19 protein-coding genes are annotated in these 22,629 nt (G+C 40.9%); 5 read left to right on the top strand and 14 right to left on the bottom strand.

Going from position 1 to position 22,629, the window contains the following annotated elements; genetic code table 11:
• Positions 1–144 precede the first annotated feature (144 nt).
• From CKV69_RS00675 to rfbB, 6 genes are all read right to left on the bottom strand, one after another.
• Complete coding sequence (locus tag CKV69_RS00675) at positions 145–738, bottom strand: opacity family porin (protein WP_014667845.1); 594 nt, start codon at positions 736–738, stop codon at positions 145–147.
• 63 nt (positions 739–801) lie between these two features.
• Positions 802–1,311, bottom strand: a complete 510-nt coding sequence (locus CKV69_RS00670) for a SprT family zinc-dependent metalloprotease (protein WP_016504257.1) — start codon at positions 1,309–1,311, stop codon at positions 802–804.
• A gap of 54 nt (positions 1,312–1,365) precedes the next feature.
• Positions 1,366–2,520, bottom strand: a complete 1,155-nt coding sequence (metK, locus tag CKV69_RS00665; RefSeq protein ID WP_005751763.1) for a methionine adenosyltransferase — start codon at positions 2,518–2,520, stop codon at positions 1,366–1,368.
• Between the two features lie 151 nt (positions 2,521–2,671).
• Positions 2,672–3,091, bottom strand: a complete 420-nt coding sequence (gene ndk / locus CKV69_RS00660; protein ID WP_005717335.1) for a nucleoside-diphosphate kinase — start codon at positions 3,089–3,091, stop codon at positions 2,672–2,674.
• Between the two features lie 9 nt (positions 3,092–3,100).
• Complete coding sequence (gene pepB / locus CKV69_RS00655; protein ID WP_016504256.1) at positions 3,101–4,399, bottom strand: aminopeptidase PepB; 1,299 nt, start codon at positions 4,397–4,399, stop codon at positions 3,101–3,103.
• Positions 4,400–4,509: 110 nt separating this feature from the next.
• Positions 4,510–5,547: a dTDP-glucose 4,6-dehydratase gene (rfbB, locus tag CKV69_RS00650; RefSeq protein WP_014325748.1), complete on the bottom strand. Its 1,038-nt coding sequence runs from the start codon at positions 5,545–5,547 to the stop codon at positions 4,510–4,512.
• A 132-nt stretch (positions 5,548–5,679) separates the two neighbouring features.
• On the opposite strand from rfbB, the gene infA reads away from it, so the two are divergent.
• A complete protein-coding gene (gene infA, locus CKV69_RS00645) occupies positions 5,680–5,898 on the top strand; it encodes a translation initiation factor IF-1 (RefSeq protein ID WP_005717339.1) in 219 nt (72 codons plus the stop codon).
• Between the two features lie 53 nt (positions 5,899–5,951).
• Here infA and lnt read toward each other — a convergent pair whose 3' ends face one another.
• From lnt to galT, 5 genes are all read right to left on the bottom strand, one after another.
• Positions 5,952–7,493 (bottom strand): apolipoprotein N-acyltransferase, encoded by a 1,542-nt coding sequence (lnt, locus tag CKV69_RS00640; RefSeq protein ID WP_014667842.1) that lies wholly within the window; start codon positions 7,491–7,493, stop codon positions 5,952–5,954.
• Positions 7,494–7,551: 58 nt separating this feature from the next.
• Positions 7,552–8,454: a CNNM family magnesium/cobalt transport protein CorC gene (gene corC / locus CKV69_RS00635; RefSeq protein WP_005733087.1), complete on the bottom strand. Its 903-nt coding sequence runs from the start codon at positions 8,452–8,454 to the stop codon at positions 7,552–7,554.
• Positions 8,455–8,570: 116 nt separating this feature from the next.
• On the bottom strand, positions 8,571–9,602 hold the full coding sequence (gene galM, locus CKV69_RS00630; RefSeq protein WP_005723159.1) for a galactose-1-epimerase: 1,032 nt from the start codon (positions 9,600–9,602) through the stop codon (positions 8,571–8,573).
• The gene (galK, locus tag CKV69_RS00625; protein WP_014325746.1) at positions 9,596–10,753 is read right to left on the bottom strand and encodes a galactokinase; all 1,158 of its coding nucleotides are present in this window, start codon (positions 10,751–10,753) and stop codon (positions 9,596–9,598) included. The genes galM and galK overlap by 7 nt, the downstream gene beginning before the upstream one ends.
• A gap of 78 nt (positions 10,754–10,831) precedes the next feature.
• Positions 10,832–11,878 (bottom strand): galactose-1-phosphate uridylyltransferase, encoded by a 1,047-nt coding sequence (gene galT, locus CKV69_RS00620; RefSeq protein WP_005754530.1) that lies wholly within the window; start codon positions 11,876–11,878, stop codon positions 10,832–10,834.
• Between the two features lie 223 nt (positions 11,879–12,101).
• On the opposite strand from galT, the gene CKV69_RS00615 reads away from it, so the two are divergent.
• The 4 genes from CKV69_RS00615 (at position 12,102) to mglC (ending at position 17,006) form a co-directional block, all read left to right on the top strand.
• Positions 12,102–13,106 carry a substrate-binding domain-containing protein gene (locus CKV69_RS00615; RefSeq protein ID WP_014325745.1) on the top strand — a complete coding sequence of 335 codons (1,005 nt, stop codon included), beginning with the start codon at positions 12,102–12,104 and terminating at the stop codon, positions 13,104–13,106.
• A gap of 279 nt (positions 13,107–13,385) precedes the next feature.
• Positions 13,386–14,378, top strand: a complete 993-nt coding sequence (mglB, locus tag CKV69_RS00610) for a galactose/glucose ABC transporter substrate-binding protein MglB (RefSeq protein ID WP_038641835.1) — start codon at positions 13,386–13,388, stop codon at positions 14,376–14,378.
• 72 nt (positions 14,379–14,450) lie between these two features.
• A complete protein-coding gene (gene mglA / locus CKV69_RS00605) occupies positions 14,451–15,971 on the top strand; it encodes a galactose/methyl galactoside ABC transporter ATP-binding protein MglA (protein ID WP_005717348.1) in 1,521 nt (506 codons plus the stop codon).
• A gap of 24 nt (positions 15,972–15,995) precedes the next feature.
• Positions 15,996–17,006 carry a galactose/methyl galactoside ABC transporter permease MglC gene (mglC, locus tag CKV69_RS00600; RefSeq protein WP_014325743.1) on the top strand — a complete coding sequence of 337 codons (1,011 nt, stop codon included), beginning with the start codon at positions 15,996–15,998 and terminating at the stop codon, positions 17,004–17,006.
• A gap of 100 nt (positions 17,007–17,106) precedes the next feature.
• Here mglC and mfd read toward each other — a convergent pair whose 3' ends face one another.
• The 3 genes from mfd to CKV69_RS00585 form a co-directional block, all read right to left on the bottom strand.
• Positions 17,107–20,544 (bottom strand): transcription-repair coupling factor, encoded by a 3,438-nt coding sequence (gene mfd, locus CKV69_RS00595; RefSeq protein ID WP_014325742.1) that lies wholly within the window; start codon positions 20,542–20,544, stop codon positions 17,107–17,109.
• 142 nt (positions 20,545–20,686) lie between these two features.
• Positions 20,687–22,318, bottom strand: a complete 1,632-nt coding sequence (locus tag CKV69_RS00590) for a phosphoethanolamine transferase (protein WP_014325741.1) — start codon at positions 22,316–22,318, stop codon at positions 20,687–20,689.
• Between the two features lie 119 nt (positions 22,319–22,437).
• Positions 22,438–22,629 (bottom strand): DUF5363 family protein, encoded by a 192-nt coding sequence (locus CKV69_RS00585; RefSeq protein WP_005723177.1) that lies wholly within the window; start codon positions 22,627–22,629, stop codon positions 22,438–22,440.

The raw sequence follows: 22,629 nt of genomic DNA, 5'->3' as shown, positions 1-22,629 counted from the left end.
TTACACTTAATAAGTGCTTCCTGATATAAGTGCAAAAAACGAAATTTCAAGGGAAAATACTACTATTAAGCGCAAAAAAAGTGCGGTAGAAAGTTTCACTTTTTCCACCGCACCATTTAAACAACGTTTAATTAGGCAATCTGCTTAGAAATCGTAACGTAAACCCACTTTCGCGCCGTATTGGTTGATTTTAACGCCATCAATTTTACCTAAACGATTATATTCGATACCCGCGTTCAGAGACACATTCTTCACTAACGCATATTGTGCCCCCGCTAAAAAGCCATAGCCCAATTTATGTACTTTTGTACTGCGATATTCTGAATAGCCTGGCGCTTTAAAATCTAAAGTGGATTTGAAATGATTTTGAGAGAGTCTCATCCCGACATAAGGCTTAATTTCTGTACCAAAATTGAAATCATATAATGCAGACAGCCCCCATGAGGTCACTTTGAGCGAATATTTTTCTGGTCCAGAAACAGTTTGATGACCACCAGCATTTGGAATTGTTGCACTCTCTTGCTCAGTATGGGTTAATTTTCCATAATGGCTATAATCTAATGCTAAACGGAAATCATCAAATTTATAACCCACTGCTAAACTTGGTGAAAATTTACTTTTACTCACATCTTCAAATTTTAACTTGGAATACCCCAAATCACCCTGTACATAAAAATTAGCGCTTGCTGTTGCTGCACATAATGTGCCTAACGCTAATACAAATACTGATTTTTTCATTGTCATGTCCTCTTTAGTGTTAATGGAGTTATAAAATCTTGGCAACGATATTATCAAGCCATATTAAGTCTTCTTAATCAACCGAGATTTACAATTTTTACATAAATATACAATGTTATTTTTTTGTATATTATGGTGTCTTCTTTGTGTCAAATGATGTACTTTGCATTGGCAGTAGTAAGCAAAAGTCGGTCCTCTTACTCGCGTTACATCAAATTGATGACACACTTCCGGTGTTAAATGAAAAACATCTTGCATTACGCTCTGCCATTCTTCACCGTGTGGTTTAACGCGACCAAATACTTGATAAACAATTAAATGAGCGAGTTCATGGGGCACCACTTGCTGAATAAATGCTGCTGAATTTTCAAGTAACAGAATCGGATTCAGCCGAATTTCATTTTGTTGCAAATATGCCACACCAGCTTTCATGCCTCGTACATTATAATGCACTGTTGGCATAGAGAACGTACGATTGAAATAGCCGCTCGCAAGTTGCAAACACTGAGTGAGTTTACGTTGAACTTGCCTATTTAAATGACGAAGCTGAGTTTGTGGTTGCATAATTGGCATAAAAAAGAAGGCGAACGTTGTTGTCCGCCTTTACGTTTCTTGTCCGAGTAACGGTTATTTAAGTCCTGCTGCAGCGCGTAATTCTTCTGCACGATCAACTTTTTCCCATGGGAATTGTTCACGCCCAAAGTGACCATAAGCCGCCGTTTCACGGTAAATAGGCTGAATTAAATCAAGCATTTTAATTAAACCGTACGGACGTAAATCAAAGAATTCACGCACCAATGCTACTAATAATTCGTTAGCAACTTTACCGGTACCAAAAGTTTCCACCATGATAGACGTCGGATCAGCAACCCCAATCGCATACGAAAGTTGAATTTCGCAACGATCTGCAAGCCCCGCAGCAACAATATTTTTCGCCACATAACGCGCCGCATAAGCAGCTGAGCGGTCTACTTTGGAAGGATCTTTACCCGAGAATGCACCGCCACCATGACGCGCGGCACCGCCGTAAGTATCCACAATAATTTTACGCCCTGTTAACCCGCAGTCCCCCATCGGACCACCAATCACAAAGCGTCCTGTTGGGTTGATGAAATATTTGGTTTCTTTTGATAACCACTCTGCAGGTAAAACAGGCTTAATAATTTCTTCCATCACTGCTTCATGCAAATCATGTTGTGAAATGCTGTCACAGTGTTGCGTAGAAAGGACGACCGCATCGACCCCAACAATTTTGTGATCTTCATATTTTAGCGTGACTTGGCTTTTTGCATCAGGACGTAACCATGGCAAGGTACCCTCTTTACGCACCTTGGCTTGACGCTCCATTAAACGGTGCGCATAAGTAATGGCTGCAGGCATCAGCACTTCAGTTTCATTAGTGGCATAACCAAACATAATCCCTTGGTCACCTGCACCTTGATCTAATGGATTTTCACGATCCACACCTTGATTAATATCGGAAGATTGTTTACCAATCGCATTTAACACGGCACAAGAATGACCATCAAAGCCCATATCAGAATGTTTATAGCCAATATCACAAATCACCTGGCGGGTTAAGTTTTCAATATCTACCCAAGCCGATGTTGTGATCTCGCCACCCACTAATGCCATCCCTGTTTTTACATAGGTTTCACAAGCAACGCGGGCTTTGGGATCTTGTTTTAAAATTTCGTCTAATACCGCATCGGAAATTTGATCGGCAATTTTATCTGGATGTCCTTCTGATACGGATTCGGAAGTGAATAAATAACGAGACATAATATCCTTCTTGTGTTCTTTTAGATGTTTCTGCGTCTGGACGGCTATAATACGCTTTTATTGAGAAAATTCAATCTTTATCGCAAAAAAATTTCCCTTCGTGATAAAACACACGAAGGGAAATCGTTTTCAGACAAGCAAGAAAAGACGATTAAAAAATTTCACTCTCCACGAAAAAATAAGCAATTTCGCGTTTTGCACTGTCCAGACTGTCCGACCCATGCACTGAATTATGTCGCCCATCAATCGCAAAATCGCGACGAATTGTCCCCTCTGCGGCTACGGCAGGGTTCGTTGCTCCAATTAAGGTGCGATAATCTTTCACCGCATTTTCTTTCTCTAGCACTAATGCTAAAACCGGTGCAGAGATCATATACGCGACAAGCTCAGGAAAAAACGCTTTATCTTGATGCTCCGCGTAAAACCCTTCAGCTTGCGCTTGTGTCAGATGTAACATTTTCGCTGCCACCACGCGAAACCCCGCTTGTTCAAAACGGCTTAGAATAGCACCAATTAAATGTCGTTTTACTGCGTCAGGTTTAATCAATGAGAGTGTTCTTTCTACTGCCATATCTGGTCCTTATCCCTTGACTGGATTTAATAATAAGTTGGCGAGCGTTTGCACACCAATCCCCGTTGCGCCCACAGCCCATAAATCGCTTGCTGTTTTACGATAAGTGGCTGAACAATCAATATGTAACCAATGTTGTTGATAATTTTTCACAAAGTAAGATAAAAAAGCTGTGGCTGTACTTGCACCCGCCCCTACTGGCACCGTCCCTGTATTCGCAATATCGGCAAATGCCGTGCTTATTTGTGAACGATGTAATTCCGCAAACGGTAAACGCCAGAAAGGTTCTTGTTCGGCTTCCGCAGACTTAAAGAGCGCAGCTACCAATGCATCATCCATAGACAATACTGAGTGGTAATCATTGCCTACCGCCATTTTTGCAGCTCCAGTTAACGTTGCACAATCAATGATCATTTTTGGCTGTTGTTTATCGGCTTCAATTAATCCATCTGCAAGTACCAAACGCCCTTCCGCATCCGTATTTAAAATTTCAGCAGTCACGCCATTGCTGTAAGTGATAATATCACCCAATTTAAACGCATTGCTGCTCACCAGATTTTCTGCACAGCATAAATAGAGTTTCACACGTTGTGTTAAACCACGGGCGATGGCTAACCCTAATGAGCCTGTTAACAATGCCGCGCCGCCCATATCTGTACGCATCGTGCTCATATTATCACTTGGTTTAATGCTATAACCGCCACTGTCAAAAGTAATGCCTTTCCCCACTAAACAGGCTAATACCGGCGCATCAGGATTGCCTGTTGGGTTGAAATCTAATTGCAACATCGCTGGCGGGTTAGCAGAACCGCGTCCCACATTCCAAATACCTTGATAATTCTGTGCTTTTAATTCTTCGCCCGAAATAATGTTAAAACTGACCGCACTTTTATCCCCATATTCTTCTGCTTGTTCTTCGATAAAGTGGGCTGCACGGCTCGCCAATTCCACAGGGGTAATCACTTCCGCGGGCAAATTAATCATTTCACGTACAAAATCACCGCATTGAATGCGCGCTAATAATTCCGCTTGCGGTGCATCGCCTAAAGTTGGAAATTCCACCGCATAATCTTGTTTTGCGCTATAAAAACCTTGATAAAATGCCCAGCAGGTTTCTAAATCCCAATTTTCGCCAGCAAGTACCACATCTTTAATCCCCTGACCACGTAATTTACGCGCTGCTTTTTGTACAGTATTACGCGCGGAATAGTCAGTAACATGAATAGTGGCTTGCGCCTGATGAAAACTTAATAGTGCATTTTTTCCCCAAGCTTCATCTGCTACTTGAGTCGATAACATAATTTGCATTGGCATAAACGATCCTTTTATTTTTTGTATTATCTAAATAAAAATAAAGTGCGATTCACTATACCAGTTTTTCCGCACTTTAGTACCTTTTCCACAAAATATCTTTTCTTTCATGGTGACAAATAATTCACATACCATGCGACTGTTTTTCGTAATCCCGTCTCAAAATCCGTTTTTGCCACCCAGCCTAATTCGTCTTGAATTTTTGAGGCATTTATCGCATAACGCAAGTCATGACCGGGACGATCTTTCACAAAAGTGATCAGCTGCTTAAAGTCGGTTATTTCGCTGAGTTGATCCGAAAACGCTGTCAATCCTCCCGCCTGTCTTAACTGATTTAAGATCTCACATAACCGCATCACAAGATGAATATTACTGTACTCACAACGTGCACCAATATTATAGGTTTCCCCCACTTTGCCCTTTGTTAGTACAAGATACAAAGCTTGTGCATGATCATCAACAAACAACCAATCTCGCACTTGCTGCCCATCGCCATAGAGCGTCAACGGTTTTCCCTGTAAAGCCTGACTTAACATAAAAGGAATGAGTTTTTCAGTATGTTGATAAAAACCATAATTATTCGTACTGTTGCTCATCACAATGGGCAAACCATAAGTTCGATGCCAAGCTCGTACTAAATGATCGCTAGCTGCTTTTGAGGCAGAATAAGGGCTACTTGGACGATAGGGGGAAGTTTCTGTAAACGCAGGTTGTGTGAAGTCAAGGTCACCAAATACCTCATCTGTTGAAACATGGTGAAAACGAAAAGCCGCTTTGCTTTTTTCGTCTAATGTGAGCCAATATTGCCGAGTCACCTCAAGTAAAGTATAGGTACCAACAATATTTGTTTGAATAAACGCGGCTGCGCCAGCAATTGAGCGATCAACATGACTTTCTGCTGCCAAATGCATAACACAATCCGGTTGATAGCGCTGAAAAATGTTGCTCAAGGTCGTGGCATCTGCAATGTCACCTTGTTCAAAATGGTAACGTGGGTTGTCAACAACAGAGGCTAAAGCGTCCAAATTACTGGCATAGGTGAGTTTATCGAGATTTATAATCTGATCTGATGTTTGGCTTAAAATGTAGCGAATAACGGCGGAGCCAATAAAACCTGCCCCACCAGTAATAAGGATCTTTTTCATCTTTTATCTTGAAACGGATGGAATAAAAACTTGCCGTACATCACAAAACTTGTATAATTCAGCACAACCGTATAATATACAGCAATTAAAATCAAAATGCTGTAAACATTTGTAGTTTATTTAGAGGAACCAATGGCAAAAGAAGATTGCATTGAGATGCAAGGCACAATTTTAGAAACCTTGCCAAACACGATGTTTCGTGTTGAATTAGAAAACGGTCACGTTGTGACAGCCCACATTTCAGGTAAAATGCGTAAAAACTATATTCGTATTTTAACCGGTGATAAAGTGACCATTGAAATGACACCTTACGACTTAAACAAAGGTCGCATTATTTTCCGTAGCCGCTAACCTATTTTGACAAAAAAGCACTGATATTTCAGTGCTTTTTTGTTTGTTCTGACTTACAGACGGGGCATGAATAAACGACGACGAATCAGTGCGCCGAACCCACGCATTAAGAGCAGTAGCAACGACAGTCCATAGATAGCGGTATTACCAAACACAGCGTAAGGCGTTTGACCTTCCGTAGCCGCCACTTTATGCGTTAACGTCGTTTCAATGAATTGTGGCGCTTGTGCAACAATTTTACCTTGCTCATCAATAAACACGCTAATGCCAGTATTGGTGGCACGAATGACTGGTTTCCCAAACTCTAAAGCACGCATTCTTGCCATCTGTAAATGTTGCCAAGGTCCAATAGAGTCACCAAACCACGCATCATTTGAGACTGTGAGAATGAAATCCGTGTCTTGTTTCACATTCTTTCTTAATTGTTCACCCAAAATAATCTCATAACAAATTGCCGCACTTAGCTGGCGATTTTTGACCACTAACGGCGATTGAATTTCATCACCACTTTGGAAAGCAGACATGGGTAAGTTAAACACACTCCCTAATGGACGCAATAATGTCTCTAAAGGAACATATTCACCAAAAGGCACAAGATGATGCTTACTGTAACGATTTGTCGTTTCTAATGAATAAGGGAAATCCGTATTTCCCAAAGTAATAATTGAATTTAATAACTTATTTGCTGTTTCATCTTGATAGATCGTCCCCATGACGATTTCCGTTCCAGCTTGTTGTGCATGTGCTTGTAGTCCTTGGAAAAAAGGCTGAATATGATTTTCTAACACTGGCAATGCAGATTCAGGCAAAATAATGACGTCAGTTTTACCGAGATGCTGACTAATTAACTTATGATAGATATCTAAAGTTTGATACAGATATTCTGGTTCCCATTTTAAATTTTGCTCAATATTGCCCTGTGCTAACGTCACAAGCAAATCCCTGTCTTCTATTTTTCTGACATACTCAGCCTTGGAAGAATAAGCTGACAATCCACCAACTAGTGTGAGTAAAAGGAGATTAGCTATCACAACATTCCACTTTCTTGGTTTAATAAGCAAGACGGAAAGTAAATTAAAAATCACCGCACTGACCCACATTACAAAGAAAGTGACGCCAGTAACACCAAACATCGGCGCGAGATGAGCAAATGGGCTATCGATTTGACTATAACCAAATTGTAACCACGGAAATCCGGTAAAGAGCCAGCCGCGTAAAAATTCGGTAAAGGTCCAAATCACGGGGAACATCGCTAAGCTACTGACTTGAAAACGCTGGATCAAATAAGCAAAGAGCATCGGATACAATGCAAGATAGGCGGCTAAGGCAAGGACTAACACATAGCTCACCACGACAGAGGCACCACCAAATTGATGAATACTAACGTGTACCCAATTTATCCCAAAAGTGAAAAAAGCTAATCCCCACAAAAATGCCGACCAAAGTGCGGTCTTTTTTTCCGCTGTTTTAGCAACAAAAATAAGACCTAAAAGCGATAAGTAAGCACAACCCCAATAATCAAAAGGGGAAAAGGCTAACACCCCGATAATGCCTGAAAAAATCGCAATAAAATAAGTAAAAATCTTTTTTTTCATCTTCTTTAAATAATGAAGCACGAGTCTTTACTCGTGCTCGTCTTCCGTATCGACGTGTTTAATCTTCCTTTAGTTCTTCGGCTTTTTCAATTTCAGCTAACTGCTCATCCGTGACAGTAATGCGTAATTGAATCAAACGACGACTATCCGCAGAAGTCACTTTAAAACCGATATTCTCAATGGTGATTTCTTCACCGCGTTTTGGTAAGTAACCAAAGGCTTGCATGACCACCCCACCAATGGTATCCACCTCTTCATCAGCAAAGTGAGTATTAAACTGTTGATTAAAGTCTTCAATATCCGTTAAAGCGCGTACCGCATAAGTATGGCGAGAAAGCTGACGAATATTGACAATTTCTTCTTCATCGAATTCATCTTCAATATCCCCTACAATTTGCTCAAGAATATCTTCGATTGTCACCAAACCAGACACTGCACCAAACTCATCAACCACGATCGCCATATGAAAACGTTCTGAACGGAAATCTTTGAGCATCCGATCAACTCGCTTACTTTCCGGCACAATTACCGCAGGACGTAATAAAGGCATTAAATCAAATTCTTCCGCATTGGAACGTAAAAAGCGGAGCAAATCTTTCGCATGTAGAATCCCTGCGATATTATCACGCTCATCCGTAATCACCGGGAAACGCGAGTGTGCTGACACAATGATCGTATCCAAACAAGAATCTAAATTTTGATCCGTGTGAATAAATACTATTTGTGAGCGGGGGATCATAATGTCACGCACGCGTAATTCCGCGATTTCCATGACACCTTCTATCATCTCCCGTGTATTTTGATCAATCAGCTCATTTTGCTCTGAATCGCGAATCACTTCGACCAGTTCTTCACGATTTTTTAATTCACCTTGGAAAAAGCGCCCAAACAGCGATTGAAAAAAACTTTTTTTCTGGTGAGATTCAGTAGAGTAAGTATTTGATTGTTCTTCGTTAGCCATAAATTTTTGAATACGTTTCCGTCAACATTGACCGTTGAAAAGTAACATATTTCCTGCTTAATAGCAAAAAAAAGCCCCTAGACAGTGGGGCAAAAAACGACAATTCGCATTTATTGTTATGATGAAAAGTTAAAACGGGTCCAATGTTGATATTTTTCTCCGGCTTGGCTCATGCCACCCAATGTCCACCACTCAGGATGATTAGGGGTATCAGGTAAGGCTTGTGTTTCTAACGCAATCCCGACGTAATCCTGATAGTATGAGCCGAAACGATTCGGCGTGCCGGCTAGAAAATTCCCAGTATATACTTGTAAGGCAGGTTGAGAGGTGGAGACCTGTAAACGTAAAGAACCGTCTGCTGCCGTAAGAACCGCACTGAGTTTTTCTTTGTCTTGATTTAATAGAAAGGCATGATCATACCCTTTTACTAGGGCTTGTTCATCTTGTAAAAAGTCTTTCTCAATAGACTTCATCTCACGAAAATCAAAACTGGTGCCCTGTACGGATTTCAACGCTGCACAAGGGATCCCCTCTGGATTCACAGGTAAGTAATGGTCAGCATTGACTTGCAAATAATGTTCTCGAATGTCCTCACCAAGCTCCGCGTTATTGAGATTAAAATAAGCATGGTTGGTTAAATTTAGCGGGGTGTCTTGATCACTTTCCGCCTCAAATTGAATTTCTACACAATTTTGCTCGCTCAGTAAGTACGTTACACGTACTTTCACATGACCGGGAAAACCTTGATCACCGTCTGGCGAAGAAAGTGAAAAACACACAAAATTTTCACCGCACTTTTCCAATTGCCAACGTTGGCAATCAAAACCATTTTCGCCGCCATGTAACTGATGTTGTCCTTGATTCGTCTGTAACTGAATCGGCACCCCATTTAATACAAAACGTCCATTCGCAATACGATTCGCATAACGCCCGATAGTCGCACCTAAATAAACCTGTTGCTTAGGGTAATCCTCAAGCTGACAGCCTAATAACACCTCACGTAATTGATTTTGCACAGGCACCTTACAAGACAACCATGTCGCCCCCCAATCCATCACTTGGATAGACATCCCTTTTGCATTGGATAAAGTGACTAATTGAAATGGTTGTCCATCTGGTGCGACACCCAGTGTACACTTGCTCAGCATACGCTTACTCCTTGTGAGGCAGTACACACATAAAAATCTTCTTTTAAACCCGTTTGTTGGGCGTAATTATCAGCAATAATCTGACGAACGGCTTCCACTTTTTCCACTGGTGCAACCGCCACAATACACCCACCAAAGCCACCACCAGTCATTCTAGCGCCACCGGTTTTACCAATTGCAATCTGTGCCAGTTCCACTAAATAGTCAATTTGCGGTACCGTAATCTCAAAATCATCACGCATTGACTCATGCGATTGCGCCATAAGTTCTCCCAGTAGTGCAAGATTGCCACTTTGTAAGGCTTTAACCGCATCTAAAACACGTTGGTTTTCCGTCACCACATGACGTGCACGTTTCGCCACTTCGGGATCCAATGCTGTCAACTCTGCTTCTCTTTGTTTAAATTGAGCAAGAGACACATCACGTAATGCTTTCACGCCAAAGAATTTCGCGGCGACTTCACATTGCTGACGACGAGTGTTGTACTCCCCCGCCACCAAATCGTGTTTCACATGAGAACTCACAATCATCACCGCTACATTAGCGGGAATAGGCGTTGGAATCGTTTCTAACGAACGACAATCGATCATCAGTAAATGATCTTTTTGTCCTAAGGCTGAAATCAATTGATCCATATTGCCACATTGGCAACCGACAAACTGGTTCTCAGCTTTCTGACCAATAAGCGCAATTTCCGTATTAGTTAAAGGTAAATTACCTAATTGTTGGCAAAATTTGCCAACCGCCACTTCTAAAGAGGCAGAAGAACTCAAACCCGCAGATAACGGCACATTACCAGAAATCACTAAATCTGCACCGCACTTAAAGTCTGGACAATGGGCCTGCACAAATTTCACCACGCCACGTACATAACCTGTCCATTTTTTACTTGAATCAGGAGTAATCTCTTCTGCTAAATCAAATTCATCCCATTGCTGCAAATCGCCAGCATAGACTTTAAATCGGCTATCATCCCGTTTTCGACCACTGATGGCGGTGCCATAATTAATTGCACAAGGCATCACAAAACCATCATTATAATCCGTATGTTCACCAATAATATTGACTCGACCTGGTGCATAAACATTTAAGGTCGGTGTACAATTAAATTTTTCTTGAAATAAGCGTTGAGCAGATTGCTGTGGAGTCATGTTATATCCCTTTCCTTATCGCAAACAATATGCGTCTTATCAAATGACAAATAGAAATCGCGTTGTATCTCACTTAGGTTATCTTTGCTTATAATGCACTTCACTGAGCACACGTAAACGTTCTGCGGCTTGCTCTGCAGTTAAATCACGTTGAGATTCCCCTAACATTTCATAACCTACCATAAATTTACGTACAGTAGCAGAACGTAATAATGGTGGATAAAAATGGGCATGAAGTTGCCAATGTTCATTGCTCTCTTCATTAAAAGGCGCCGCATGAAACCCCATGGAATAAGGGAAAGAGGTTTCAAATAAATTATCGTATTTTGTCGTCAGTTTTTTTAATGCTAGCGCTAAGTCTTTGCTTTGTTCTTCAGTTAAGTCCGTCAAACGTTTCACATGCGCCTTCGGCATCAATAACGTTTCAAATGGCCAAACCGCCCAATAAGGCACCACCGCTAACCAATGTTCAGTTTCAACCACCACGCGTTCTTTCAGTTCAATTTCACGTTTGGCATAGTCCATTAACATCACCGAACCTTGCTTAGCAAGATAAGCGCGCTGAGTCTGATCCGCACGCGCTACTTCATTTGGCAAAAAGCTATTCGCCCAAATTTGCCCATGTGGATGCGGATTAGAACAGCCCATAGCGGCACCTTTATTTTCAAAGATTTGGACCCATTGATATTTTTGCCCCAATTCTAGCAACTGCTCTTGCCACACTTTTATCACGTCATGAATTTCTTCGACTGTTAATAAAGGTAAGGTTTTGCTATGATCAGGCGAAAAGCAAATCACGCGACTTTCGCCTTGTGCTTTTGATATTTGGAATAAAGGATCGGTCGACTTTTCTGGATTAGGTGTTTCTTCTAATAACGCAGAAAAATCATTTTTGAACACGAAAGGCTTTTGATAATCAGGGTTTTGTTCACCTGTAATACGCTTATTGGATGGGCATAAATAACAGGTTGGATCATAACTTGGCTTTTCATCCTCAGCCACTTTTTCTTGTTGCCCTTGCCATGGACGTTTTGCTCTATGTGGTGATACAAGTACCCACTGATCGGTTAACGGATTATAACGGCGATGTGGGTGTTCGGTTGGTTCAAATCGTGAATGACGCATCTTTTACTCCCGACAACTGAAAACGGTTACATTTTATTTTTGGCATAAGATACCAAATTATCAAAAATAAACTGTTAACTAGATCACAAAATCAAGAAATCCCTTACGATTTTACTTTGTTTTTTGTGTATAAGGTGTCAGATTTAGTGCTAAACGTTTTCAAACCTAGCAAAATTTTATAGGATGAAAACAAGGGTTTCTCACAGGAAAGGTCATATTCGTTATGGTTACTATTCATGATGTTGCACAACATGCGGGTGTTTCTGTCGCTACGGTATCTCGCGTACTCAATAATCATCCTTCTGCGAGTGAAAAAGCTCGCATCGCCGTCCAAGCTGCCATCGAAAAGCTTGGTTACCAACCCAATGCGAATGCACAAGCACTTGCCATGAAAAATACCGATACTATTGGAGTGGTGGTAACAGATGTTACCGACGCCTTTTTCGCGATCTTAGTGAAAGCTGTCGATAAAGTGGCAGAAGAATACAAAAAAACCATTATCATTGGGATTGGCTATCATAATGCAGAAAAAGAAAAAGAAGCGATCGATACACTATTACGCAAACGTTGTAGCTGTCTTGTGGTACATGCAAAGGCACTCAGTGATGGAGTCCTATGTCAATATTTAGAAAAAGTGCCAGGTATGGTGATTATCAATCGTGTTGTGCAAGGGTATGAACATCGTTGTGTTAGCTTAGATAATGAAAAAGGGACTTTTATCGCGACAGAAACCTTAATTAAGCTCGGGCACAAAAAAATCGGCTATATTGGTTCAAACCATTATATTATGGATGAAATAGAAAGACATCGTGGTTATCTGGCGGCGTTAAAGCAATACCATATCCCCGTCATTGAACATGCGATTACGCACAGCTCACCCGATTTTGAAGGGGGAGAAGAAGCCATGATTAACCTACTCAGTTACAATTCCGATCTCACCGCGGTGGTCGCTTATAATGATTCTATGGCAGCCGGTGCGATTTCTGTATTAAATGAAAATAACATTCGTGTTCCAGCCCAATGTTCGATCATCGGCTTTGATGATATGCCAATTGCACGTTATTTGATTCCTAAACTCACTACAATCCGCTATCCCATCGATTTAATGGCGAATTATGCGGCAAAATTAGCGCTAAGCTTAGTGGATCAAGATGTGAAAAAACCTTCACACATTCAATTTAATCCCACATTAGTTAGACGTTTCTCAACCGAGCAGCATTCACAATGAGCTAATGATGAAAACGTAAACATTTTCCATTAACAATACAAAAAACGTGGTTAAATTTGTGCAAATTTAGCCACGTTTTCTTTTTTTATAGTAAAAAACACCTTGAAAGTGTGATCAAGGTAACAGTTTCATGAGTCAATTGTAATCGTTTTCACAAATGTGAGTGAGATCACAGTCTTAGAAAATATTTTCCAGTATGATTCACCCCAGTTATCTAGGCAAAGTGGGTTAAACGCAAAAAGATAACAAAATCTATTCGTTCTAAATAGGAGAGTTATTATGAAAAAAACCGTATTAAGTGCTGTTGCTTTAGCAGTCGGTCTAGGCGTAGCCGCTTCAGCAGCGCAAGCCGCCGATCGTATTGGTGTAACCATTTATAAATATGATGATAACTTCATGTCACTCATGCGTAAAGAAATCAATAAAGAAGCTGAGCAATTTAAAGATATTGAGTTATTAATGAACGACTCACAAAACGCACAAGCGGTACAAAATGACCAAGTGGATGGTTTGATTTCTAAAGGCGTTAAAGCCTTAGCCATTAACCTCGTTGACCCAGCGGCAGCACCAACTATTATCGGTAAAGCAAAACCTGATGATATTCCTGTTGTGTTCTTTAATAAAGATCCTGGTGCAAAAGCAATCGGTAGCTATGAACATGCATACTATGTGGGTACCGATCCAAAAGAGCCTGGTTTAATTCAAGGTTCATTGATTGCTAAACACTGGCAAGCTAACCCTGCATATGACTTAAATAAAGACGGTAAAATTCAATACGTTTTATTAAAAGGTGAACCAGGACACCCAGATGCAGAAGCTCGTACAAAATTCGTCATTGAAGAATTAAATAATAAAGGCATTCAAACTGAGCAATTATTCATCGACACGGGGATGTGGGATGCCGCTTTAGCGAAAGATAAAATGGATGCATGGTTATCTAGCTCTAAAGCAAATCAAATTGAAGTGATCATCGCTAACAACGATGGTATGGCGATGGGGGCATTGGAAGCCACGAAAGCACATGGTAAAAAATTACCAATCTTCGGTGTAGATGCGTTACCAGAAGTCCTCCAATTAATCAAAAAAGGTGAAATTGCAGGTACGGTGTTAAATGACGGTGTGAACCAAGGTAAAGCCGTTGTTCAATTAAGTAATAATCTTGCAAAAGGAAAACCTGCCACTGAAGGCACAAAATGGCAGTTAAAAGATCGTGTAGTACGTATCCCTTATGTTGGTGTGGATGCGGATAACTTAAACGAGTTCCTAAAATAATAAACTATAACAAAACAAGAAGTTGTAATTCTCGGGGAGGTATACCCTCCCCCTTTTTATGTGAGGTTGGATATGACAACTCAAATTCCAAATCAAGACAGTGAAATACTGCTCACAATGACCAACGTCTGTAAATCCTTTCCCGGTGTTAAAGCGTTAGACAATGCAAACCTAACTGTGCGCTCGCATTCTGTCCATGCCTTAATGGGCGAAAATGGGGCGGGCAAATCGACCTTATTAAAATGCTTATTTGGTATTTACAGTAAAGATGAAGGTGACATCCTTTTCTTAGGCAAGCCAGTCAACTTTAAAACGTCGAAAGAAGCCTTAGAGAACGGGATTTCCATGGTGCACCAAGAACTTAACTTGGTTAAACAATGTACTGTAATGGATAATCTTTGGTTAGGACGTTATCCATTAAAAGCAGGCTTTGTCGATCACGGCAAAATGTATCGTGATACCAAAGCGATTTTTGAAGAATTAGATATCGATATCGATCCAAAAGAAAAAGTGGCCAAATTGTCAGTGTCACAAATGCAAATGATCGAGATCGCAAAGGCCTTTTCATACAATGCCAAAATCGTAATCATGGACGAACCGACTTCTTCGCTTTCAGAAAAAGAAGTTGAACACCTATTTAAAATTATCGCGAAGCTAAAACAACGTGGCTGTGGCATTATTTATATTTCGCACAAAATGGACGAAATCTTCAAAATTTGTGACGAAATTACGATTTTACGCGATGGTAAATGGATCAATACGGTCGCTGTTAAAGGCACCACAATGGATCAGATTGTATCCATGATGGTTGGGCGTGAACTCACGCAACGTTTCCCACCAAAAACCAATACCCCAAAAGAAACCATCTTAACGGTGGAAAATCTGACCGCACTTAATCAGCCATCTATTCAAGATGTTAGTTTTGAATTACGCAAAGGCGAAGTGCTCGGCATTGCGGGACTGGTTGGGGCAAAACGTACCGATATTGTGGAAACGATCTTCGGGGTGCGTGAACGTAAATCTGGTGTGATTAAACTACACGATAAGGAAATGAAAAACCGGAATGCGTTCGAAGCCATTAACAATGGTTTTGCCTTGGTCACGGAAGAACGTCGCTCTACAGGGATTTATGCGAATCTCAGTATTGAGTTTAACTCATTAATTTCTAACATGAAATCCTATATCAGCAAGTTAGGTTTATTGAGTAACACAAAAATGAAAAGCGACACGCAATGGGTCATTGATTCCATGAATGTGAAAACGCCATCTCACAAAACCAATATTGGCTCATTATCTGGTGGTAACCAACAAAAAGTGGTCATTGGTCGTTGGTTATTAACCCAACCTGAAATCTTGATGTTAGACGAACCAACACGTGGTATCGACATTGGTGCGAAATATGAAATTTATCAGCTGATTATGGAGTTAGCCAAAAAAGATAAAGGTATCATCATGATTTCATCTGAAATGCCAGAGTTATTAGGGGTTACTGACCGAATTCTTGTGATGAGTAACGGTAAAGTCGCAGGTATCGTGAATACTGCTGAAACCTCACAAGAAGAAATTTTACAGCTCGCTGCAAAATATTTATAAAACACAGAATTAAGGAAATAAATTATGGCTGCATTAAAACAAAATAAATCCCTTGATTTCTTTAAACAAAATGCAATCTACTTTGTATTATTAATTTTACTCGGGATCATCATTGTTCAAGACCCAACATTCTTGAACTTACGAAACTTCAGTAACATTTTAACGCAATCTTCCGTACGCTTAATCATCGCGCTGGGTGTAGCCGGCTTACTTGTCACACAAGGGACAGACTTATCTGCCGGTCGCCAAGTCGGTTTAGCGGCGGTTATTTCAGCGACCTTGTTACAAGCCATGGACAACTTTAACCGCGTTTTCCCGGATTTACCTGAGCTCCCAATTCCGGTTGTAATTTTAACTGTTTGTGCGATTGGTGCAATCATCGGTTTAGTAAATGGTTTAGTTATTGCTTACTTAAACGTAACACCATTTATTGCCACCATGGGGACCATGATTATCGTTTATGGGATTAACTCACTTTACTATGATGCGGTAGGAGGATCGCCAATTGCAGGCTTTAACGAAACCTTCTCAACGTTTGCACAAGGTTTCTTTAAATTCGGTTCCTTCAAACTGTCCTATATCACGATTTATGCTGCTGTTGCGACCTTCTTAGTGTGGGTATTGTGGAATAAAACGCGCTTTGGTAAAAATATCTTTGCTATCGGTGGTAACCCAGAAGCGGCTCGTGTATCTGGCGTTAACGTCGCACGTAACTTAGTGGTTATCTATATGATCGCGGGTATGTTCTACGGTTTTGGTGGAATGTTAGAAGCCGGTCGTATCGGTTCTGCCACTAATAACTTAGGTTTCATGTATGAATTAGATGCGATTGCAGCCTGTGTAGTAGGGGGCGTTTCATTCGCCGGTGGTGTGGGTACGGTTATTGGTGTAGTAACTGGGGTAATTATCTTTACCGTCATCAACTACGGCTTAACCTATATCGGTGTTAACCCATATTGGCAATATATCATCAAAGGTAGCATCATCATTCTTGCGGTGGCTATCGACTCACTCAAATACGCGAAGAAAAAATAAAAAGGCGTATCGCACTAGCACAAAAAAGGCGATTTTCAGAATCGCCTTTATTTTCTATCGAAGCGTCGTAAAAGAGACGAACACCACACAACTCATCACACTACTGGATCAATCCTTTCACGAGATTCTCAACAAAATCCAACCGCACTTTATGTCCCTCAAAGGTTTTGCTAAAGCGGAATTTGGTTGGTCCATCAAAACGATACACACTTGGTTCAGTTTGAATTAATTGTAAAAATTTCATTGGATCCAGATCCGCATTAGAGGCAAACTCAATGAAGCCACCCTGTGCATTCGCATCAATTTTCTGAATTTGAATCTTTTTCGCCAACTGACGTAATTCTGCGATACGGAATAGCGATGTAGTGGCTTCCGGTAAACGACCAAAACGGTCAATTAACTCCACTTTTAACTCATCTAATTCCGGCTTATTCTCCGCCCCAGCAATCCGTTTATAGAAAGATAAACGAATATTTACATCCCCCAAGTAATCCTCTGGCAACAAGGCAGGCAAACGTAAATCAATCTCGACTTGTTGTTGAGTGAGTTCTTCTAGGGACGGCTCACGCCCAGCTTTTAAGGCATTCACCGCACTTTCCAATAAATCCATATACAAAGAGAAGCCAATCGATTCAATTTGCCCACTTTGTTCAGAACCAAGGAGTTCCCCCGCACCACGAATTTCTAAATCGTGAGTAGCAAGAATAAAGCCCGCCCCTAAATTATCTAAGCTCTCTAACGCCTCAAGACGTTTTTGTGCATCTTTGGTCATAGCTTTTATCGGTGGGGTTAATAAATAGGCATACGCTTGGTGATGTGAGCGCCCCACTCGACCACGTAATTGATGTAATTGGGCTAGACCAAAGTTATCCGCACGCTCAATAATGATCGTATTTGCGGTAGGGACATCAATCCCCGTTTCAATAATGGTGGAACACACCAACACATTAAAACGCTGATGATAAAAATCCGACATGACCCGTTCAAGCTCACGTTCACGCATTTGACCATGCCCAATGGTCACCCGTGCCTCAGGTACCAGTGTACGCAATTTTTCAGCACAATTTTCAATACTCGCCACGTCGTTATGGAGATAATACACTTGTCCACCACGCAAAATTTCACGCAAAATCGCTTCACGGATCACTAATTCATCGCTTTGTTTGACAAAGGTTTTGATCGTCAGGCGGCGCGCTGGCGGTGTCGAAATAATCGACAAGTCCCGAATACCGTGCATCGCCATATTTAAGGTTCGTGGAATAGGTGTCGCGGTTAAGGTAAGAATATCAATATTGGCACGTAACTGTTTAATCCGCTCTTTTTGACGCACCCCAAAACGATGTTCCTCATCGATCACAAGTAAACCCAAATCTTTAAATTGCACATCCGATTGAATCAGTTTATGCGTGCCAATCAAAATATCGACTTTCCCTTCCGCCAGATTCTGCAAGACCACTTTTTGTTCTTTCGCTGTTTTAAAACGTGAAAGCACTTCCACATTGATCGGTAAATTGGCAAAACGATCTTTAAAATTCTCAAAATGTTGTTGCGCCAATAAGGTCGTCGGTACCAATACCGCCACTTGCTTATGATTCATTACCGCCAAAAATGCCGCACGCATCGCGACTTCTGTTTTTCCAAAGCCCACATCACCACAAACTAAACGGTCCATGGCTTTTGCTTGGCACATATCTGCAATCACCGCGTTAATCGCCATTTCTTGATCTACCGTTTCTTCAAACGGGAAAGTCGCTGCAAATTGTTGAAACGCTTCACGATCATAATGGAAAGCAAAGCCTTTTTGAGCTTCGCGTTGGGCATACACATCCAACAATTCCGCCGCCACATCACGAATTTTTTCCGCGGCTTTTTGACGTGCACGTACCCATGCATCACTCCCTAATTTATGTAATGGTGCCGTTTCATCAGAACCACCCACATAGCGACTAATCAGATGCAAGGAGGATACGGGGACATATAATTTAGATTCATTAGCATAATTTAACAGCAAATATTCGGCCGTAATGCCTCCATTTTCGAGCGTCACTAATCCCGCATAACGCCCTACACCATGATCTAAATGCACTACAGGCTGCCCAATTTTGAGTTCCGCGAGATTACGAATTAGAGTATCAGGATTAACTGATTTACGTTTATCTCGACTGCGCTGCTGTACTCGCTCACCAAGCAACTCGGTTTCCGTCATCACCGCAACTGGCTGATCCTTATCAATAATAAAGCCGTTTTCTAATCCACTTATTAAGACATTAAACTTCTCACTGATATTGGAAAGTGCGGTTAATTTTTGTGGTTTTATTTTGAGTGGCGAGAGTAAATCCAATAAGGTTTCACGGCGCCCTTCGCTTTCCACCGAAAACACAATCTTGCCCTTAAATTGCTCACTAAATTGACGTAATTGCTGTAATGGTTCTTTGTGTTGCGATTGAATAGCGAGTGCAGGTAAAGGTTGTACGGCAAGGTTCTTTTGACGTGCCGATGAACGAACTTTATCCAGTTTGAAACTGATTCTTGGATATTGCTTTAATATCCGATTAATCTCTTCGAGACGTAACCATAAACGATCAGGCGGTAAAAGCGGGCGCATAGGATCTACTTTTCGACTTTCATAGCGTTGCTCAGCATCTTGATAAAAACGCGTTCCCTGCTCTTGGATATCGCCTACATCTAACCACAAAGTATTCTTTGGTAAGTAATCAAATAGACTTGCCATCTGTTCAAAAAATAAAGGCTGCCAATATTCAATACCTGAAATTAAAGTACCTTTACTCACTTGCTGGTAGATATGTTCCGGATCACGACGAATTTCACCAAAAGTTTCACGAAATTGCGTACGGAAAAATTCAATGCCTTTCTCATCAGTTGGAAATTCATGCGCGGGCAATAAATTAATGGCTTGAATTTCTTCGAGGGTACGTTGTGTATCCACATCAAAAGTGCGGATCGAGTCAATTTCATCATCAAAAAAATCTAAACGGAAAGGCACCGCACTCCCCATTGGGAATAAATCTAATAATGCCCCACGCACCGCATATTCCCCATGCTCTAACACTTGTTCTACCGCACGATAACCCGCACTTTCTAACTGCAAACGCAGTTTATTAATCTGTAAGCCATCACCCTTTTTCACTAACAGCAGATTATGATGTAAAAATGTCGGCGGGCATAAATGCTGCATTAAAGTGCTAATGGGTAAAATGACAATCCCTTTTTGACAATGCTGTAATTGAGATAGCACACTTAAACGAGAAGAAATAATATCTTGGTGTGGCGAAAATGCATCGTAAGGTAATGTTTCCCAATCTGGAAAAAAAGTCACGGGTAATGAACTAAATTGTGCCAATACTTTCTCTAAACGTACCGCACTTCGCGTATCCGCTGTGACAACTACGGTCAGACCTGAATATTGCTGCGCAATTTGGCTTATCGCAAGGCAATCTGCGCCCATCAGAACATTACCCAGAATTTTATGATCATTAGCTTGTGTAGGAATCGTGAAATCGAAATATGTGGTTGTCATAACAGCGGTGTGTAGTTAGATAAAATAAGTCAAAAAAGATGAGCGATAGTTTAGCCTAAATCGACGGCATTTCCAATGAAAGTCTGTATAAAAAGCCAGTAAAAAAGCCAAGCTTTGCTTGGCTTTTATTCAATGTCCTATACTAGCGTGTGCGACAACGACGTAAAATATCCATGTCTTGTTGGTAAGTTTCACTCTCCTCCGACATCTGCATCAAACCAAACACGGTACTAAAAAAGTGATCATGCGAATAGGCTTCTTCTTTCGCTTTTTGGCGTAAACAAGTTAAATCCACTTGTTGTGAGGCTTTCCAACGTGGTGAAAACCACATGATCATCGGAATATGTGTCTGCTCTGTTGGGGCAATCACATAGGGCGCGGCATGTAAATAAACACCTTTTTCCCCTAAGGATTCGCCATGATCAGACACGTAAATCACAGCACTCTGTAAGTGTTGGCGCTGCTCTAGCTTGCTGATCACTTGATCAATAAATTGGTCTACATACAAAATCCCATTGTCATAAGTATTCACCAGTTGTTGTTTTGAACAGCGATTGATTTGGTTAGTATCACAGGTTGGCACAAATTGGCGATATTCGGGCGTATAACGTTCATAATAGGTAGGTCCATGATTACCAATAGTATGCAAAACAAGCACTGTATCCTTGTCTGTACTGTCAAGGAGCTGATCCACTTGCGTCAGTAAAATATTATCTAAACATTCTCCATTTCGACAGTATTCCGCTAAATTCAATGTTGTCACATTCTGATAAGGAATGTGTTTACAGACGCCTTTACAATCGGAATTATTATTCAACCATTTAATAGCAATCCCCGCTCGTTGCAAAATATCCAGTAAATTATCTTGGTGATCCGCCTGTACATTGCTGAAGTGTTTACGATCTAAGCTAGAAAACATACAGGGGACAGAAACTGCAGTTGAAGTTCCACAGCTCGTCATATGCTGAAAGTTAATCACGTCCTCACCCCGCTTTGCTAATAACGGGGTGGTTTGTCGCTCATAATGGTTAAGCCCCCAATTTTTCGCACGTGTCGTTTCGCCAATGATTAAAACTGTGACATGACGATCTTGATCCGTTTTCGCTTGGCTTGCTTTCAAATCAAGTTGCACATAAGGTAAATTCGCTGCTCGTAAATCCTGTATCACATTAATCGTCGCGCCAATGAAATTAGAAGGTACTAATAAATGCGTCAGGCTTTTGTTATTGCGGAAAAAGGCGGAATAATCTTGGTAGAAAAACGCTGCCACACCAACAAATAACAAAACTGAAAGTAAGATCATGCTCAAGCGAACAAGCACTTCTTTCACGACATGATGATAGTTAACACGAGTGAGACAATATAACAGTGCCGGCACAAAACCAAACGCCAACAGCCATTCTAGATAAGTCCATGTGATCAAGCGTGAACCTTCTGCCAGATTACTTTGCACTACGTTTTGCAACATCTCACGATTAAAATAAATATCAAAAAATAACGTGTTATAAGAAATGGCTGCACTGATTACGATCAAACAAGGCATGATGATCTTATGTATGACAGGTATGGCAATGATTTGAAAAGCCGCATTGAGAATCACGAAAATCACCAGTGGCATGGTGTAAATAAAATAATCGGCAGAGGTGTGGGTTAAAGGGTGGATACTCAGTACTTTGGCATAGAAAGGGTAATTTAAGATGACACTAAAGTAGAAAGCGGTGAGGGCAAGTAATTTGCTGGACGATAAGGACCAACGAAATCGTAATTTTTTCATACAACAAAACTCCTAAAAAAATCGACTTCTGTTAGAAACAAAAAAAATGAAAAAGTTCTGCTGTTTCATTTTGTTTGCTTATATAACAAACATGCCAAGTACTGACTTGGCATGTTTTTTTACGATTTTTGTTGTTCTTGCGCCTTTTTCATTGCGGCTTTTTCTTCTTCACTCCATGTTTCATCAAACTTGACGACGGGAACACAACAACAACCGCGACCGCCCCCCTTTTCAACACCAATGTCCTGACAGAATTTGCTGTAACCGTCCCACACGCGACGTAATAAACCTTTCTTTTTTGTCTGCTCCAT

The sequence above is a fragment of the Pasteurella multocida genome, from assembly GCF_900187275.1.
Taxonomy (GTDB): Bacteria; Pseudomonadota; Gammaproteobacteria; order Enterobacterales; family Pasteurellaceae; genus Pasteurella; species Pasteurella multocida.
Note: the sequence above shows the minus strand (reverse complement) of the source record. Positions and strands in the feature narration are given on the sequence as shown.

Excerpts from the sequence above, each read along its gene's own strand:
- mglB (WP_038641835.1), top strand. The coding sequence starts at position 13,386 with ATGAAAAAAACCGTATTAAGTGCTGTTGCTTTAGCAGTCGGTCTAGGC.
- galK (WP_014325746.1), bottom strand. The coding sequence starts at position 10,753 with ATGACTCCACAGCAATCTGCTCAACGCTTATTTCAAGAAAAATTTAAT.
- CKV69_RS00615 (WP_014325745.1), top strand. The coding sequence starts at position 12,102 with ATGGTTACTATTCATGATGTTGCACAACATGCGGGTGTTTCTGTCGCT.
- ndk (WP_005717335.1), bottom strand. The coding sequence starts at position 3,091 with ATGGCAGTAGAAAGAACACTCTCATTGATTAAACCTGACGCAGTAAAA.
- galM (WP_005723159.1), bottom strand. The coding sequence starts at position 9,602 with ATGCTGAGCAAGTGTACACTGGGTGTCGCACCAGATGGACAACCATTT.
- pepB (WP_016504256.1), bottom strand. The coding sequence starts at position 4,399 with ATGCAAATTATGTTATCGACTCAAGTAGCAGATGAAGCTTGGGGAAAA.
- CKV69_RS00590 (WP_014325741.1), bottom strand. The coding sequence starts at position 22,318 with ATGAAAAAATTACGATTTCGTTGGTCCTTATCGTCCAGCAAATTACTT.
- CKV69_RS00585 (WP_005723177.1), bottom strand. The coding sequence starts at position 22,629 with ATGGAGCAGACAAAAAAGAAAGGTTTATTACGTCGCGTGTGGGACGGT.
- rfbB (WP_014325748.1), bottom strand. The coding sequence starts at position 5,547 with ATGAAAAAGATCCTTATTACTGGTGGGGCAGGTTTTATTGGCTCCGCC.
- mfd (WP_014325742.1), bottom strand. The coding sequence starts at position 20,544 with ATGACAACCACATATTTCGATTTCACGATTCCTACACAAGCTAATGAT.
- lnt (WP_014667842.1), bottom strand. The coding sequence starts at position 7,493 with ATGAAAAAAAAGATTTTTACTTATTTTATTGCGATTTTTTCAGGCATT.
- CKV69_RS00675 (WP_014667845.1), bottom strand. The coding sequence starts at position 738 with ATGAAAAAATCAGTATTTGTATTAGCGTTAGGCACATTATGTGCAGCA.
- corC (WP_005733087.1), bottom strand. The coding sequence starts at position 8,454 with ATGGCTAACGAAGAACAATCAAATACTTACTCTACTGAATCTCACCAG.
- CKV69_RS00670 (WP_016504257.1), bottom strand. The coding sequence starts at position 1,311 with ATGCCAATTATGCAACCACAAACTCAGCTTCGTCATTTAAATAGGCAA.
- galT (WP_005754530.1), bottom strand. The coding sequence starts at position 11,878 with ATGCGTCATTCACGATTTGAACCAACCGAACACCCACATCGCCGTTAT.
- infA (WP_005717339.1), top strand. The coding sequence starts at position 5,680 with ATGGCAAAAGAAGATTGCATTGAGATGCAAGGCACAATTTTAGAAACC.
- mglA (WP_005717348.1), top strand. The coding sequence starts at position 14,451 with ATGACAACTCAAATTCCAAATCAAGACAGTGAAATACTGCTCACAATG.
- mglC (WP_014325743.1), top strand. The coding sequence starts at position 15,996 with ATGGCTGCATTAAAACAAAATAAATCCCTTGATTTCTTTAAACAAAAT.
- metK (WP_005751763.1), bottom strand. The coding sequence starts at position 2,520 with ATGTCTCGTTATTTATTCACTTCCGAATCCGTATCAGAAGGACATCCA.